This window comes from Rhodococcus sp. 14-2470-1a (assembly GCF_002259425.1).
Taxonomy (GTDB): domain Bacteria; phylum Actinomycetota; class Actinomycetes; order Mycobacteriales; family Mycobacteriaceae; genus Rhodococcoides; species Rhodococcoides fascians_E.
Window position 1 is genome coordinate 252,224 of the sequence record NZ_NPFZ01000028.1, and the last position, 15,315, is coordinate 267,538.

The 15,315-nt window shown below is 64.2% G+C and carries 17 protein-coding genes, 1 tRNA gene and 2 pseudogenes; 13 read left to right on the top strand and 7 right to left on the bottom strand.

What is annotated here, in order from left to right:
• Positions 1-91: 91 nt before the first annotated feature.
• From CH292_RS16890 to CH292_RS16900, 3 genes are read left to right on the top strand one after another with little or no spacing between them, the layout of a single operon-like run.
• A complete protein-coding gene (locus CH292_RS16890; RefSeq protein WP_256978174.1) occupies positions 92-646 on the top strand; it encodes a hypothetical protein in 555 nt (184 codons plus the stop codon).
• On the top strand, positions 647-1,189 hold the full coding sequence (locus CH292_RS16895; protein ID WP_094627859.1) for a DUF3558 domain-containing protein: 543 nt from the start codon (positions 647-649) through the stop codon (positions 1,187-1,189).
• Positions 1,190-1,240: 51 nt separating this feature from the next.
• A complete protein-coding gene (locus tag CH292_RS16900; protein WP_033190109.1) occupies positions 1,241-2,428 on the top strand; it encodes a DNA polymerase III subunit delta' in 1,188 nt (395 codons plus the stop codon).
• A gap of 9 nt (positions 2,429-2,437) precedes the next feature.
• On the opposite strand, the gene CH292_RS16905 is transcribed toward CH292_RS16900, so the two are convergent.
• Positions 2,438-2,956, bottom strand: a complete 519-nt coding sequence (locus CH292_RS16905; RefSeq protein ID WP_019662978.1) for a CGNR zinc finger domain-containing protein — start codon at positions 2,954-2,956, stop codon at positions 2,438-2,440.
• Positions 2,957-3,042: 86 nt separating this feature from the next.
• Here CH292_RS16905 and CH292_RS16910 point away from each other — a divergent pair, with 86 nt between their 5' ends.
• From CH292_RS16910 to CH292_RS16925, 4 genes and pseudogenes are all read left to right on the top strand, one after another.
• Complete coding sequence (locus tag CH292_RS16910) at positions 3,043-3,744, top strand: SDR family oxidoreductase (RefSeq protein WP_094655283.1); 702 nt, start codon at positions 3,043-3,045, stop codon at positions 3,742-3,744.
• Positions 3,745-3,804: 60 nt separating this feature from the next.
• Positions 3,805-3,880, top strand: a tRNA-Thr gene (locus CH292_RS16915).
• A 356-nt stretch (positions 3,881-4,236) separates the two neighbouring features.
• Positions 4,237-4,563 (top strand): annotated as a pseudogene (locus CH292_RS16920) (TraM recognition domain-containing protein); the annotation flags it as partial.
• Between the two features lie 19 nt (positions 4,564-4,582).
• Positions 4,583-4,774 (top strand): annotated as a pseudogene (locus CH292_RS16925) (integrase core domain-containing protein); the annotation flags it as partial.
• A gap of 182 nt (positions 4,775-4,956) precedes the next feature.
• Here the strand turns inward: CH292_RS16925 and CH292_RS16930 are convergent.
• A complete protein-coding gene (locus CH292_RS16930; protein ID WP_094655284.1) occupies positions 4,957-5,931 on the bottom strand; it encodes a LysR substrate-binding domain-containing protein in 975 nt (324 codons plus the stop codon).
• A 189-nt stretch (positions 5,932-6,120) separates the two neighbouring features.
• Between CH292_RS16930 and CH292_RS16935 the strand changes: the two genes are divergently transcribed.
• The 4 genes from CH292_RS16935 (at position 6,121) to CH292_RS16945 (ending at position 9,002) form a co-directional block, all read left to right on the top strand.
• Complete coding sequence (locus CH292_RS16935; protein WP_256978177.1) at positions 6,121-6,537, top strand: hypothetical protein; 417 nt, start codon at positions 6,121-6,123, stop codon at positions 6,535-6,537.
• 53 nt (positions 6,538-6,590) lie between these two features.
• Complete coding sequence (locus CH292_RS16940; RefSeq protein ID WP_094655286.1) at positions 6,591-7,460, top strand: alpha/beta fold hydrolase; 870 nt, start codon at positions 6,591-6,593, stop codon at positions 7,458-7,460.
• Positions 7,461-7,555: 95 nt separating this feature from the next.
• Positions 7,556-7,831 (top strand): aldehyde dehydrogenase family protein, encoded by a 276-nt coding sequence (locus tag CH292_RS29390; protein ID WP_256978179.1) that lies wholly within the window; start codon positions 7,556-7,558, stop codon positions 7,829-7,831.
• Positions 7,767-9,002 (top strand): aldehyde dehydrogenase family protein, encoded by a 1,236-nt coding sequence (locus CH292_RS16945; protein WP_256978181.1) that lies wholly within the window; start codon positions 7,767-7,769, stop codon positions 9,000-9,002. Before CH292_RS29390 ends, CH292_RS16945 begins: the two co-directional genes overlap by 65 nt.
• 522 nt (positions 9,003-9,524) lie before the next feature.
• On the opposite strand, the gene catC is transcribed toward CH292_RS16945, so the two are convergent.
• The 5 genes from catC to CH292_RS16975 form a co-directional block, all read right to left on the bottom strand.
• Positions 9,525-9,809 (bottom strand): muconolactone Delta-isomerase, encoded by a 285-nt coding sequence (catC, locus tag CH292_RS16955; RefSeq protein ID WP_094655287.1) that lies wholly within the window; start codon positions 9,807-9,809, stop codon positions 9,525-9,527.
• 5 nt (positions 9,810-9,814) lie between these two features.
• Positions 9,815-10,489 (bottom strand): SpaA isopeptide-forming pilin-related protein, encoded by a 675-nt coding sequence (locus CH292_RS16960; RefSeq protein ID WP_094655288.1) that lies wholly within the window; start codon positions 10,487-10,489, stop codon positions 9,815-9,817.
• Positions 10,464-10,667: an alpha/beta hydrolase gene (locus tag CH292_RS16965; RefSeq protein WP_249277314.1), complete on the bottom strand. Its 204-nt coding sequence runs from the start codon at positions 10,665-10,667 to the stop codon at positions 10,464-10,466. The genes CH292_RS16960 and CH292_RS16965 overlap by 26 nt, the downstream gene beginning before the upstream one ends.
• A gap of 136 nt (positions 10,668-10,803) precedes the next feature.
• Positions 10,804-12,180, bottom strand: a complete 1,377-nt coding sequence (locus tag CH292_RS16970; protein ID WP_068103716.1) for an NAD-dependent succinate-semialdehyde dehydrogenase — start codon at positions 12,178-12,180, stop codon at positions 10,804-10,806.
• Positions 12,181-12,564: 384 nt separating this feature from the next.
• Positions 12,565-13,038 (bottom strand): flavodoxin family protein, encoded by a 474-nt coding sequence (locus tag CH292_RS16975; protein ID WP_094655289.1) that lies wholly within the window; start codon positions 13,036-13,038, stop codon positions 12,565-12,567.
• Between the two features lie 278 nt (positions 13,039-13,316).
• Here CH292_RS16975 and CH292_RS16980 point away from each other — a divergent pair, with 278 nt between their 5' ends.
• Both CH292_RS16980 and CH292_RS16985 read left to right on the top strand, forming a co-directional pair.
• Positions 13,317-14,294, top strand: a complete 978-nt coding sequence (locus CH292_RS16980) for a LacI family DNA-binding transcriptional regulator (RefSeq protein WP_094655290.1) — start codon at positions 13,317-13,319, stop codon at positions 14,292-14,294.
• A gap of 71 nt (positions 14,295-14,365) precedes the next feature.
• Positions 14,366-15,208 (top strand): class I SAM-dependent methyltransferase, encoded by an 843-nt coding sequence (locus tag CH292_RS16985; protein ID WP_019662982.1) that lies wholly within the window; start codon positions 14,366-14,368, stop codon positions 15,206-15,208.
• Positions 15,209-15,315: the final 107 nt, after the last annotated feature.

The following is a 15,315-nucleotide window of genomic DNA, read 5'->3' on the forward strand; positions in this document are numbered from 1 at the left end:
TCGGTCTGCTCGCCTCCATCTGCTCGTATGAACGAACCTTTCGAGCGATGAGGGTGGGCGACGGAACCAACTGCGGCCTCGGTGCGTCCAAGTGGGTGTGGGGAAGAAACTGGTAGTCCTGCTGTGTGTGTTGTTGTCGGTGGTCGCATGTGCTCGGACCTCGCCCGGCAGAGCTGTCGGCCAGGATGCATGGCACGGGCAAGGTCTTGCCGCTGGTGGGTCTACGGGCGGGCAGGCGCCGTCGTCGTCCCCGGCAGCGATCCCGACAGCGACCCCGTCGTCCTTCGATCCGTGTGTCCTCGAGGATCTGCAGCTGAGTATCTATGCGGGCGTGGATCCGGCAACCAAGGAACCGTTGCCGGGGGTGGACGGGTGTAGCTGGACGGGCCAGTCCGGGCGTTTCTCGGTCGGGTACAGCGAAGGCGTCGACCGGACTCGGCTCGCGACCACACCCGGAGTCACCGAGTTGAGCGAGTTCGAGGCGGACGGTCAGATGGTGGACAATTTCGTGTTCGAGGGAAACAGGTGCATCTCGTTGGCCGAGATCGATGGCCGAACAGTGCAGTTCACGCTCGCGGAAACGGACTTCGATTCCTTCTGTATACGGCTGAAGGTCGCGACGACACTGATCCTGGAGGACATCTAGATGCGACGATCGGCAGCGCTGGCCATGCTGACAAGTGCGTTCGTGTTGTCCGTCGGGGCGTGCGGTTCCGGTGTCGGCGGGACGGCCACGGCGTCGGACGAGGTCCTCGATGTATCCGAAACAGAGTACGTGACAACGACTTCCGTCGAATCGTCTCCGGAATTCGACCCCTGCGCCTTGCCGGATGCGCTGCTGCGCGATCTCGATCTGGCGGAGGCTCGACCCACTGCGGTCGGAGAGCTCGGGTGTATCTGGGGAAACGACCGTATCGCGGTGTCGGTTCTGGTGTTCGAGGACACGTCGACGCTACCCGACCCGTACACGAGCCCCTCGACCACCGAGGTTCGTACGCTGACCGACGGCGGGTACACCACCTACGCCTTCCTGCTCGACGGCGACACGTACACCACTCAGACGATGACGGCGTCGGGTGCCGTGATGCTGAGCGCGAATCGACTCGGTGTTTCGTCCGCCGAGGAGGTGCGTGCCGGCTCGATCGACGTTTTCCGCGTCGTGCTGCCGTACCTGCCGCCGCCTGCGTGATGCGCCGGGCGCGAGGCGTTCGTGTCGCACCGAGCGACTAGGCTCGCTGGCATGGCGGGAGTTTTCGATCGGCTGATCGGCCAAGAGGACGTGGAAGCAGAGCTGACCGCCGCGGCCGTCGGCGCTCGTACCGGGGACCCGGGGTCCGCGATGACGCACTCCTGGTTGTTCACCGGCCCTCCCGGGTCCGGTCGATCCATCGCTGCTCTGTGTTTCGCGGCGGCCCTGCAATGCACCACGGAGGGGTCACCGGGCTGCGGTACCTGCCATCCGTGCACCACGACGATGGCCGGCACCCACGGCGATGTCCGACGGATCATCCCGCAGGGCTTGAGCATCAGCGTCAAGGAGATGCGGGAGATCGTGCAGATCGCTGCGCGTCGGCCCAGCACCGGGCGCTGGCAGATCGTCGTCATCGAAGATGCGGATCGGCTCAGCGAGGCGGCCGCCAACGCTTTGCTGAAGGTCGTCGAGGAGCCGCCGGAGCGGACGGTCATGTTGCTGTGTGCGCCGTCGACCGATCCGGAGGACATGTCCGTCACCCTCCGCTCGCGCTGCCGCCATGTGCATCTCGTGACGCCCACGACGCCGGCGATCGCGCAGGTTCTGCAGACCCGCGACAAGCTCGATGCGGAGACGGCCCAGTGGGCGGCGTCGATCAGCGGTGGACACGTGGGCCGCGCACGGCGACTGGCGAAAGACGAGGACGCTCGTGCCAGGCGCAAGCGGGCCCTCGGCCTCGCGTCGGCTGCAGCGCGGCCCAATCAGGCCTATCTCGCGGCCGAGGAGATGGTGAAGGCCGCGGAGACCGAAGCCGCGGAGATCAGTGCCGCCCTCGACGACGTGGAGATGGAAGAGCTGCGCACCGCGCTCGGCGCAGGCGGCACCGGTAAGGGCGCGGCGGGCGCGCTGCGGGGGTCTGCAGGCGTCATCAAGGAGCTCGAGGCGCGGCAGAAATCGCGGCGTACCCGTAATCTTCGAGACGCTTTCGACCGAGCTCTGATCGACCTCGCCGGTTTGTATCGCGATGCGTTGACCCGCTCCTACGGATCCACCGCTGTGCTCAACCATCCGGACATGTCGGAACAGATCGAACGTATGGCCAGGGGTGCGTCGCCGGAGGCTCTGTTGAAGAGTATCGAGGCAATCCTCGAATGCCGTGAAGCCTTGGCGCTCAACTCCAAGCCCAAGTTCGCCGTCTACGCCATGGTCGCGCAATTGGGTGCAGCGCTGCGCTGAGGCGTGAGATCAGGCCCTCCGCCGCGCCCGCGAAGCCCGAAGATTCGCGATGTTCCCGCAGGTCTTGACGTCGTGCCAGACGCCGCTGTTGTTGCGGGAACGGTCGTAGAACGCAGAGCCGCACGGTTCGTTCCTGCAACGCTTGAGTCGCCGCCAGGTGTCCGCGCGTTGAGCCAGCAGAATCTCGGCCCAGATGCGCGACGTCACGTACTCGTGGCCGGTTCCAGACGGTCCCAACTGGACGGTTCCCGACGCGTCGAGGGTGAGGACGGCGTCGGCGGGCGCCGTTTCCGGGGGCGTGCCTGCGATGAGGAGTTCGATCGTCGTCCGCAGTTCGCGTAGTGCCGCGGCGTCGGCATCGCTGAGGTCGTGCCCCATCGCCGCGGATGCCACCGCGCCGTCGGCGAGCAGGTCCGGGAGTCCTTTTGCGTCGATGGCTCGGGTGTTGAGCAGGTTCTGGACGTGAGCGAGGCCGTCGGGGGCGGGGTCGAGGCGGAAGCGCTCCGTCGGCGTCGGCGTCGATGACATAACTCAACAGTATTTGACTATGTCGATCCGGGCAAGTACTACTGACATAGTCAAAAGCATTTCAGATATGTCGAAGGGTGAGTCCGATGGTGGCAATCGAAGGCGCGGTCGTAGTGGTGACCGGTGGGCAGCGTGGGCTGGGCAAATCGATCGTCGACGAGTTCCTGGCGCGCGGCGCGGCGAAGATCTACGCGACGGCCAGGACGCCCAAGCCGACGGATGATCCGCGCGTCGTCGCGAAGCCGCTCGATGTCACCGACCCGGAATCCGTCGCGGAACTGGCTCGGGAGCTGACCGATGTCACCATCGTCGTCAACAATGCAGGCGCCCCGGGATCGGGTCCGTTGCTGGGATCGACACTCGAGGACGTGCGGACCGTGTTCGAGACCAACTTCTTCGGTGCCGTGCGGGTCGCGCAGTCCTTCGCGCCGATTCTCGCGAGCAACGGCGGCGGTGCACTGGTCGACGTGCATTCGGTTCTGTCCTGGGTGGGTGGCGCCGGAGCGTACGGCGCATCGAAGGCCGCACTGTGGTCGGCGACCAACTCCCTTCGGGTCGAACTCGGCCCGCAAGGGACCCTCGTGACGGGAGTGCATCTGGGTTACACCGACACGGACATGATCGCGGACCTGGACGTGCCGAAGAACGATCCGAAGGATGTGGCGAAAGCCGTCGTCGACGGTGTCGCGAACGGGGACACCGAGGTGCTTGCCGACGACGTGACCAGGTACTTCAAGTCCGTTCTCGCCGGCCCGGTCGAGGGTCTCGCCATCCCCGCGGGGTCCTGAGGGGAGGCGATTTCAGTTTCGGGCGGATGCTCCGTTAGACTCACCAACGCCGAAAGGCACGCCGCCTTAGCTCAGTCGGTAGAGCATTTCACTCGTAATGAAAAGGTCAAGAGTTCGATTCTCTTAGGCGGCTCCACAACGTATCCTGATCAGCGGTTATGCGATTCGCATGACCGCTTTTTCAGTCCCGGGTGCGCCCGAATGAAGTGCCGTGGGTCCGTGGAGTACACGGCGGCATCGCTCTGACCAGCATGTATTCGAAACTAACCTTTTTATCCGGACTGTAAAGGTTGCCGGTCGCGGTGGCTCTGACCTGCGCTTTCAGTCTCGATGACACGGGGGTGACACGATCCGTGACGGGACCCGTTGGGTGCGGACGTGTGGGGACTCACGGTGGTCCGATGTGGCGGTGCACCGCTGCCGTGCCGGATCCGTGCGACGTTGTTCGAGAGCGTTCGCCGCCGAGGACGCACCCACTTGTTCTGCCTGTCGATGGAGGACGCCGCCAACGAGTGCGGCGCCCTGGTCACCGCGTTGACTGTCGCTGTCACCGACGCCCTGGTCGATCGGGCCACCGCCACCCCCGCGGAAGGATCGTTGCCGGCGGGGCGGCTGCGGGTGCCGGCGACGTACGCCCTCGACGAAGCTGCGAATGTGGTGCGGTGGCGGCAGTTGCCGAACCGGTGCAGCCACTTCGGTTCCCGCGGAATCACCGTCACCACCATCCTGCAGTCCTGGTCCCAAGGAGAGGAATGCTTCGGTCAGGGCGGGATGAAGAAGCTGTGGGGCGCGTCGACGATCCGCGTGTACGGCGGCGGCGGATCCACCGACGACGGCCGTCGAACGATTCAACCGCACCCTCAACCAGGAATGGGCCTACGCCCACACCTACCTGTCCGACGACGCCCGCGCAGCGACCTACCAGGACTGGATCCACCACTACAATCACCACCGACCCCACACCGGCATCGGTGGCCAGTCACCTATCGACCGCGTCCCCGTTCGCAACGTCCACGGGAATTACACCTAGGTGACCTCAGTGGTCTTCGCCCCCTGCGCGGGGCATGCGGGCGGTGACACCGGAACGCCTTACGTCGAGGCGATCCGACCGGGTCGGTGATGTGGGGATCGCGTTGGCTGCTCGTCGAACCCTGGTTCCGCCGTGTGCGCGCGCCGTGAAGCGTGCGAGCTACACGAGGGTTGCGGCACTACTCAAGAGGTGAGTCTGGCTTCGAATCGATCGACCAGAGAAGTAACACCGGCGACGGGAGTCGCCCACGAATTGGGCACCGGTCGAGAAGTTGCGACGCGACGGGCGGCCGCGACGAAGTGCGTGGTCAATTCCGACTCGACGTCAGATCTCCACCCGATGGACAGTGGCGTCGGAGGGATGCCGGTGACGGGGACGAACGCGAGCCCCGGACGTGCGTAGAAGCGTTGGGTCGAGGCCTGGGAAAACGCGACACCCTTTCTGGAGAGTATGGCCTCGAAACACTCGTCGACGGTCGACACCTCTGCCCCCAGGTGTACGTCGTGGCCATCGCGGGAGCTGGTGGCAAGCCAGAAGTCGCGCCACTCGTCGGTGCTCCGTCGCGCGACGAATGGTTGCCCCGTGAGTTGCCCGACGTTTATCGAGTCATGTTGAGCGAGTGGGGAATCGGAGATGACAACCAGGACTCGCGGTTCGACGAACAGCGTATCCAGGGCCAGCCAGTCCTGCACAGCGACCGGAGGTCTGACGAACGCCACATCCACGGTTCCGTCGCCGAGCCCGACGTACGGGTCGGCGAAGTCGAAGGACTGCATCTCTACTTCGACGCCCGGATGCAGTGCGTGAAACGACGCCAAGATGTCGGGGGTCAGTTCAGCGGCTGCGTTGGCCTGAAAACCGATGACGAGATGCCCGCGCGCGGTGCGGCCGATCTGGCGGGTCAACGATGAGATCCGCTCGGCGTCCGCCAGGAGTTGACGACTGCCCTCGAGAAGTCTCGCGCCGGCCGGCGTCAAGGTGACGTGCCGACTGTCGCGGATGAACAAGGCGGTCCCCAGAGAATGCTCCAGCTTTCGGATCTGCACACTCAAGGACGGTTGCGCAATGTGCAACCGCGCGGCCGCGCGGCCGAAGTGCAACTCCTCCGCGACGGCCACGAAGTAGGACAGAGGTCGCAGTTCGAGTGGAGGGAGCACAAGTCGGATGGTATTGCCCCAGCTCAACAGGCACCAGTAGTTCTTTTCTATCGTTCGGTCGAGTGTTTGGTATTGGACGGTCGCATCACCCTCGATATGTGATCTAGCCCATGACCGGAGGCGCCTACCTTCGGGATCACACCGAAGTGGTCGGTTGCCTCAGCGCTGCCGGGCACTGCGATCGAGGAGATGAAGAAGACAATGACCGCGACCGTCACCCAGACTCCCCAGCGGTGGGCAGATGCATTCGAACAGGCTTCCGACCAGGACGCGGAGATCGCAGCGCACGGGCGTTACTTCACCTGTTCGTACCTCCTGGACATGGAAACCCACACCTTCGTGGTCGAGATGTCCGCTGGTCGAGTCCACTCCATCGCTGTCGACCCTGGCCCGCTGGACCGGCCGTATCAGTTCGCTATCCGAGCCGGAGTCGAGACCTGGCAGGGATTCGGCGTTCCGGTGCCGGCTCCGATGTTCCACGGGATCTGGGCCGCATCGTTCCAGCGGGACATGAAACTCGAGGGCGATGTGCTCACCCTCATGCAGAACTTGCGCTGCGTGACGCGCCAGATCGAGCTTCTCCGCGTCGTCGGTGTGCCGGTCTAGGCGCCGATCGGTACACCTCACACCTACCCTCGCGACAACGAAGGACACGCATCATGAACAAGATTTCACCGGTCACCGGACATTACGTTGACGTCGATGTCGACGGTCTGCTGTACAAGGTTTTCTACCTGGAGAACGGAACAGGCCAACCGCTGGTCTGTCAACACACTGCCGGCTGCCACAACCACCAGTGGCGAGGGTTGCTCGAGGACGAGGAGATCACCAAGAATTACCGCGTCATCGCCTACGACCTTCCCCGGCACGGGAAGTCCGATCCGCCCGAGAACACCGAGTGGTGGACCGAAGAGTACAAACTCTCGGCCGATCACTACGCCAACTTCATCGTTGCGTTGGTGGACGCACTCGAACTGGAAAACCCAATCTTCATGGGCTCCTCCTTCGGCGGAAACATCGCCCTACAGCTCGCGCTCCGTAATCCCGACCGCTTCGCCGGTGTCATCCCCGTCGAAGGGGCCGACTACTCGCCCGGCTTCTACTTGGACTGGTGGCAGCATCCCCACGCCAACGCAGCGCAGGTCTGCGCCAGCGGAACATGGGATTTGATGGCGCCGCAGTCCCCCGAAGCAGATCGGTGGAAAACCTGGTTCTACTACACCCAGGGATCCGAAGCGTTCAAGGGCGACCTGCACTTCTACTCCGTCGACCACGACCTGCGAGACAAGCTCGATCAGATCGACGGAGATCGGTGCCCGGTCGTCATGCTGACCGGGGATTACGACTACCTCACCACACCGGAAGACAGTGCCCGCACAGCCGCGCAGATCAAGAATGCGAAGTTCATCGAGATGAAGGAGATCGGACACTTCCCGATGAGCGAGAATCACGCGGTCTTCCGGACGTACCTCATCGAGGCACTCGAAATTTTGCAGCAGCAGAACGCGTCGTCACCGGCCTCTGCCTGACTCGTCCCACTTCTTCACGCTCGCCGGCCACCGCACAGGGGCCGGCGAGCGGTCGTCGTGCCCAGTCCCACTCGACTATTCACCGGAGGCTATCCATGACCACCTCGCACCATCCGTTCTGGGTTGCCGGTTCCGCGGTGACCACACAAGCGAGCAGCGAGATTCGCAGTCCGTTCGATGGACGCGCGGCAGGCACAGTGTTCGAAGCAGGCGCCGAGCACGTCGAAACCGCGCTCTCTGCGGCCAGCGCCGTCGCGGCCGAATTTGCGGGCACTCCCGTCTACGTCCGGGCGTCGGCCCTCGCGCATGTCTCATCACGTCTGCGCGAACGCGGTGAAGATCGCGCAGCTGATCACCGCAGAATCCGGTAAACCCGTCAAGTGGGCGCGAATAGAGGTCACCCGCGCCGTATCGACATTCCAGTGGGCTGCAGAAGAAGCTCGACGGTGGAGCGGACACCTGCAGCGCCTGGACACCGACGCGGGGTCCACGGGACGCCTGGCTCTGGTACGCCGCGCCCCGAGGGGCCCCATACTCGGGATCGCCCCGTTCAACTTCCCCTTGAATCTGATGGCGCACAAAGTAGCGCCCGCGTTGGCGGTCGGTGCGCCGATCATCGTCAAACCGGCGCCCGCAGCTCCGTTGTCGAGCCTTGTATTGGGAGAGCTGCTCGCCGAAACGGCGCTGCTTCATGGAAGCTGGTCGGTCCTCACCGTCACCAACGACCGAGCCTCCGACATGGTCCGCGACCCCAGGTTGCCGGTGGTGTCGTTCACCGGCTCGGTTCCGGTGGGATGGTCCATCAAAGAGATGGTTCCGCGTAAACATGTGACCCTTGAGTTGGGTGGGAACGCCGCGGTCGTCGTATGCCAGGACTGGGACGACGAGGACAAGCACCGCTATGCCGCAGAACGCATCGCCAGATTCTCGATGTACCAGGCCGGTCAATCCTGCATCTCGGTCCAACGTGTCTACGTGCACGAAGTGCACTACGCATCGATGAGGAAACACATCGTCGAGGCCGTACTCGCGTTGGGTACCGGCGCCCCCACGGAAGACAACACCGATGTCGGCTCTTTGATCGACGAACGTGCCGCTCTACGCGTGGCGCAGTGGATCGACGACGCAGTCGCCGGCGGCGCGAACGTCCTCACCGGCGGGATGCGCAGCGGCACCACCGTCGAGCCCACCGTGATCGAGGATACACCCGCCGGGGCACGGGTACTCGACGACGAGATATTCGGTCCAGTCGTGGTGTTGTGCAGTACATCCTCCGACCGGGAATCGTTCGACCGGGTGAACGTTTCTCGATTCGGTCTTCAGGCCGGGGTGTTCACTGCCGATCTACACACCGATTTCCGGGCATCGCAATTGCTGAACGTAGGGCGAGTGATCATCGGTGATGTCCCGAGTTATCGCGCCGATCAGATGCCTTACGGAGGTGTGAAGGACTCCGGCACCGGCAAGGAGGGGGTGCGTTCGGCGATGGACGACCTCACCGACGAGCGTGTACTCGTCCTGACGGGTATCGACATGCAATAACAGGACCACCAGTTCTCACAGAGGATCTTCTCACCCCCCAATCCGCCACGGGTGGCGCCGAAGCGTCGCCCGTGGCGTACATCCGTCTGCAACCGTTCCCGCTCTCCCAACAGACCGCTTGACGGGCGGCCCTCCCAACAGGGGACTCGGACAACTGGACGCCTTCGGACAGCCCGCCGGAGCGACGCGAAAAACGGGACTTGGCACCACGCCTGAATACGTATACATTCCTTTTTTCAAGTAGTGGCCGAAGTGACCGCTGTCGCAACATAACTCGACGAGCGACCCCCAACCGGTTCATGGCCCACGTCGCCATCCTAGAAGCCGACGAACACGGCGAGGTCGTCACCTGGCTCGAACACGTCACCAACAGCGAATGCGACGCGCGCTGAACCGTCGGTAGTCGATAGTCTGGCATTCACGCCGTCTGACGCACACGAACCACAGGTCGGTGGGCTGGCAGCGGCGCGGGGCGAGCGAGCTCGGCTCGCACCGACGTAGTCGTAACGGGTTGATCGGTGTCTAATTAGCTGCGATGTCGGAGGGGTGCATTGCGAGCGGAGTGACGTCGATGGTCATGTACGGGAACAGTGGCAGGTTCCAGAGGATCTCATGCAGGCGCTCGTTGTCGACGACGTCGAAGATGCTCAGGTTCGAGTACTGGCCGACGCACCGCCAGATGCTCGGCCACTCACCCGCGCGCTGCAGCTCCTGCGAGTACGCCTTCTCCCGCGCGAGAGTGTCCGCGCGTACCCCCGGATCCATGTCCAGGGGTAGCGCGACATCCATACGGACCGCGAAGAGCATCGGCGTCAGCTCGCGGTGCTGCGGTCGAGGACGAAGTCGTAGGTGGCCTGCTGGCCGCCGTCGATGTCCTGCGGGTCCAGCACGAGTTCTGGCTTCACGGCGTCCGCCACGTCGTCGTCGTTGTGGGGGTCGCCGGGAAAGTACAGCTGCGTGGTGATCTGCTGATAACCCGGGGCCCCGACTTTGAGGTGCAGGTGCGCGGGCCGCCACGGGTGCCATCCGGCCGCGGAGATCAGCTTGCCGCAGGCGCCGTCGGTGGGGATCTGGTATGGCGCGGGCTTCATGGTGTGGATGTGGAAGCGGCCGTCGGCATCCGTGGTCACGGTGCCCCGCAGGTTCCACTCGGGGATACCGGGGGCGAACTGCGCGTAGAAGCCGTCGGCGTCGGCATGCCAGATCTCCAACGTCGCACCCGACAGCGGGCTCCCGTCAACCGCGCGGACCTGACCCTCGAACAGCAGCGGCGTCCCCTGCTCGCCCTCTCTCGTGGGAAGCCATGCCTCCGAACCGAGTTCGGGCGCCTCCGGGACGTAGTACGGCCCCTCGATGGTGCCCTTGCTGCCGTCGCGGCTCTCGCTGGCGACCTCCTCCACGACGTGCTCGACCCAGACGTCGAGGAACAGCGGCCGCTTGACGGTGCGTGGCCGCAGCCCGCTACCGGCCGCGATGATCGGAGGCAATAACGTGGAATCCCGCGTCGTTCAGCGCGGTCGCGAAGCGCGCGTAGCGGCTGCCGTGCTCGGCGAGTCCGTGCGCGATCTGTACGACGCCGCGAGCCGGATCGGCGGCCGTTGCCCAGGTGTAGGTGCTGATCTCGATGTCGTCCTGCTTGGATACGAACGACGAAGCGTTGGCCACGGTTACTCCTCGACACGGCGATGGGGACGAAACTCGAACCTATCGGCTACGCCCGCAGTACCGGGTCGAAATGCTCGACGACGGGGAACGCGAAAGCTCCCCGGACATCGTGTCCGGGGAGCCATGCCAGCAGGATCTACTTCGCTGAGACGCGCACGAGCTTCTTGTTCACGAACTCGTCCATGCCCCACGGGCCCAGTTCGCGGCCGACGCCGGAGCGCTTGACTCCGCCGAACGGCAGACCTGGCAGCGTGGTGCCGTGTTCGTTGACGAACGCCATGCCCACTTCGAGCTGCTCGGCCACGTCGCGGGCCTTGTCGAGGTCAGCGCTCCACACCGAGCCGCTGAGACCGTATGCGGAGGAGTTCGCCAATTCGATTGCCTGCTGCGCGCTTTCGACCTTGTAGATCACGCCGGCCGGTCCGAACAGCTCTTCGCTGTAGGCGCGCATGTCCGGGGTGACGTCGGTCAGCAATGTCGGCTGTACGTAGGCACCCGGTCCGTCGATCTTTTTACCGCCGGTCAGCAGCGTTGCGCCCTTGGCGACGGCGTCGTCGATCTGCTCGATCAGCGTGTCGGCGGCGGTCTGCGACGACAGGGGGCCGAGGGTGGTCTTCGCGTCCAGCGGGTCGCCGGTCTGCACGGCTTCGAACGACGCGACGAGCTTGGTGACGAAGTCGTCGTAGACCTCCTCGGCGACCAGGATGCGCTTGGCGGCATTGCAGGCCTGGCCTGCGTTGGACAGCCGCGCCCGGGTAGCGGATTCGACGGTGGCGTCCATGTCGTCGGAGTCGAGCAGGATGAATACGTCCGATCCGCCGAGTTCGAGGACGACCTTCTTGAGGTTGCGTCCGGCCGTCTCGGCGACGGAGGTTCCGGCCCTCTCACTACCGGTGAGCGAGACGCCCTGGACGCGGGAGTCGGCGATCATGTCGGCGATCTGGTCGTTGGTCGCGAAGATGTTGATGTACGCGTCCTGGGGGAGTCCGGCCTGCTGGAAGATCTCTTCCATCAGCAGTGCCGACTGCGGGCAATTGGGTGCATGCTTGAGCAGAATCGTGTTGCCCACCATCAGGTTCGGGCCGGCGAACCGGGCAACCTGGTAGTACGGGAAGTTCCACGGCATGACGCCGACGAGAGCGCCCACCGGCTTACGCTGCAGCACAGTGTCTTCCGCGCCGGGTACGTCGAGCTTCTCGTCCTCGAGAAGCGACGGGCCGTGGTCGGCGTAGTAGCGGTAGATGTTCGACGACAGTTCCACCTCGCCCTGGGATTCGGTGAGGGGCTTGCCCATTTCGAGCGAGATCGTGCGGGCCAGTTCGTCGGAACGCTCGGTGTAGAGATCGGCGACCTTGTGCAGGATGTCGGCGCGATGCTTCGGTGAGGTCTTGCGCCATGTCTGGAAACCGGCGTGTGCATCGGCAAGTGCACGCTCGACGCCGGCACCGTCGAGAGTCTCGAATTCCTTCACAGTTGTGCCGTCGGCAGGATTGACAGTCTTGTAGGTCGTCATACCCCGCTCAACGGTCGGGAGGGTGTCATTGTTCCGATTCGGGAAAATCGGACGCTCCGACGGTGGTCAAGGATGGGGCGGGGCGAAGTTGCGAAACCTTGTGGGCGTCCTACTGGTCGGTAACTTGGAACCCAGCGCTCGGGAAGCCTCTCGATGCCACGACAGTGACACATGTCGGTACGAACGGCCATGAACCGTCGTGAACCGGATCGGACGGTTGTGCTGTTCAGGCGGTGTTTCGCAACCCCAGGCGAACCCGCCTGAACGTCTATCGTCGTTCTCGTAATGAAAAGGTCAAGAGTTCGATTCTCTTAGGCGGCTCGTAAGAGCGAAACCCCTTCCCAGCGTCAGCTGGGGAGGGGTTTCGTCGTGCGGGGCGGGGTCTCATCGAGCGTTGTCGCGCAGGTGCTCGGCGAAGGCGCGGGCGGAGGCGAGGTCGGTGTTGTTCGGTCGCCCGCGTCGGATGCCGCCGACGAGCTTGAACGGCATGAATGTGTCGAATCCGCGGCAGGAGAAACCTCCGACGACGTCGAAGCCTTTGTGTTCGAGCCGTTCGACGAGTGATGCGGAGAAGCGGAGCCAGCGGGATTCGGCGAGGCCGCTGGTGGCGAAGAGGAACGCGGGTTTGCCGTCCTGGGGTGGTAGTGCCTCGATGTAGGCAACCAGGTCGGAGTGGAACGAGCCGTAATAGATGCCTGATCCGAAGCCGACGAGGTCGTGCCCGTCGAGGTCGCGGCCGGCGGGATCGGCCGATTCGGGTGAAATCACCGAGGCGCCGAGGACCCCGGCGATGGCGTCGGCGACCTGTCTGGTGTTTCCGTGGGAGACGGATGCGCAGACAAGGATCGGTTCGCTCATGCCTCCGAGCTTAGCGACGGTCGATCCACAGCCGACCGGCCTCGTTTACTCACAGGCGTGTAATTCGCAAACACAGCCCCTGAGCAGTGAAAACCTGTCGCTGGCGCACGTTCATCCACACGCCATCCACAGATCGGACAGGTTGGTCCTCGAGATTTCCACAGGTTTGTCCACAGCCTGTTAGTGCATATGTTCGAATGGGCGTCGGGGAGGCGTTCTGTCTACTGTTGCTCTCGAGGCGAAAACGACGGAAAGGGACTTCTGTGGCTCGACCGACCATGGCCGATGTGGCGAAAGCTGCCGGGGTGTCACCTGCGCTCGTCTCGATCGTCATGCGGGGAGTGGAGGGGGCTTCGGAGGAGACTCGTGCGCGGATCAAGTCGATCGCCGACGAGATCGGTTACGTCCCGGACCGTCGTGCGCAGAAACTTCGTCAGGCCAGCTCCCGCCTGTTGGGGGTCACGTTCGATCTGCAGCAGCCGTTCCACGGCGATCTCGTCGAGCAGATCTACGGCGTTGCCGAACGCGCCGGGTACGACGTGATGCTCGGTGCAGTCGCGCCCACTCGGGACGAGGCCAGTGCGGTGAAGACGCTCGTGCACGAGCGATGCGAAGCAGCGCTGCTGCTCGGGTCGCGAATGGATGCAACCGAACTCGGTTCGGTCGACCGTGCGGTGCCGGTCGTGACGCTGCTGCGCACCAGCGGCGTCGACGGTATCGGATCGGTGCGCGGTGACGATGTGGCCGGTGTCGGTTCGGCGGTGGAGCATCTGATTTCATTGGGACACAAGCGAATCGCCCACATCGACGGTGGCAGTTCGGCGGGCGCGCAGGACAGGCGCCAAGGCTTCACCGACGCCATGACAAGGCACGGTCTGCCGGCCCCCATCGTCGAGGGTGGTATCACCGAAACCGAAGGCGCACAGGGAATGCGACAGCTGCTCGACTCGCCCGAGCCTCCGACGGCCGTGGTGGCGTTCAACGACAACTCCGCCACCGGAGTTCTGGATCACCTGCTCCGTCGCGGTGTCGACGTACCGGGGGACGTCTCGGTCGTCGGGTACGACGATTCTCGCTTGGCGCGCATTGCCCACATCCAGCTGACGTCGATCTCTCAGGATGTGACCGCGCTCGCCGAGGCGGCGGTGCAGGAAGCGCTCGCGCGCATAGCGGGTGAGACTGCGCGCGATGTGGTGCTGGCGCCGGAGCTCGTCCGGCGAAGGACGACGGCACCCCCGCGGCGAGCCTCCGCCTGATCTGTACTTATCGGACATTCAGGTTGGCTCCGTAGGCTTGTTGAAACTGCAAGCGTTCAGGGGGCCATCTGATGGATCGAGCCGACCACAACCAGCACGTCTTCGACGATGCCCACGTCGCAGCCGTGTACGAGTCCTACGCCGCGCCGACAACTGGATTCCTCGACGGCGGCGAGGCCGCTGCACTCGCGCTCGCCGCACCCCACGTTCGAGGTCGACCGGTGCTCGACATCGGTGTAGGAGGTGGCCGAACGACACCGTTGCTGCGGCTGCTCTCCGATGACTACACGGCAGTGGACTACTCACCCAACATGATCGACGCGTTCCGGCGTAGTTTTCCGCAATTCCCGGCTCACGTCGCCGACGCCCGCGACATGCGTCCGATCGCCGATGGACGCTACGGATTGGTGCTCTTCAGCAACAACGGAATGGACACTGTCGACCACGACGACAGACTGTCGGTGATGCGTGAGTGCCGCCGCGTCGTCGCCGACGACGGCATCGTCGTGGTAGCGACGCTCAACAAGAACGGCCCCGGATTCGGCGAGTCACCGTTCCAGCTCTCGCGCCCCAACCGTCCGATGACGTTCTCGCCGCGCAAGATCGCCGTGTCAGTCGGACGTCGTGTTCTGGATCCGGCTGGTTCGGTACGCAGAGTGGTGAACTGGCGACGGCATCGGCGTCTGACGGTCGACCACGGTTCGTGGGCAGTCGGTCCGCTCGCTGCACACGACTTCGGGCCGGTAATGCACTTCACGTCGTTGACGGACCTGCGCAGTCTCGTCGTCGGCGCAGGGTTCGACATTCTGTCGATACTCGGCGACGACGGCGCCGCGATCCCGCCCGAGGTGACCGAGTCCACGGTGGACAACTTCACCGTCGTGCTGCGCCCTGCTGGTCGCTCGGTTGGGTAGTCGCAGCGATTTCTACCCAGTCTGCTCGAGTGGATCTACTCATGGCCTGACGGGCTGCCATCTCCTACATTGAACGGGCGCGATTGTTCTTTTTGTCCGATTCGATG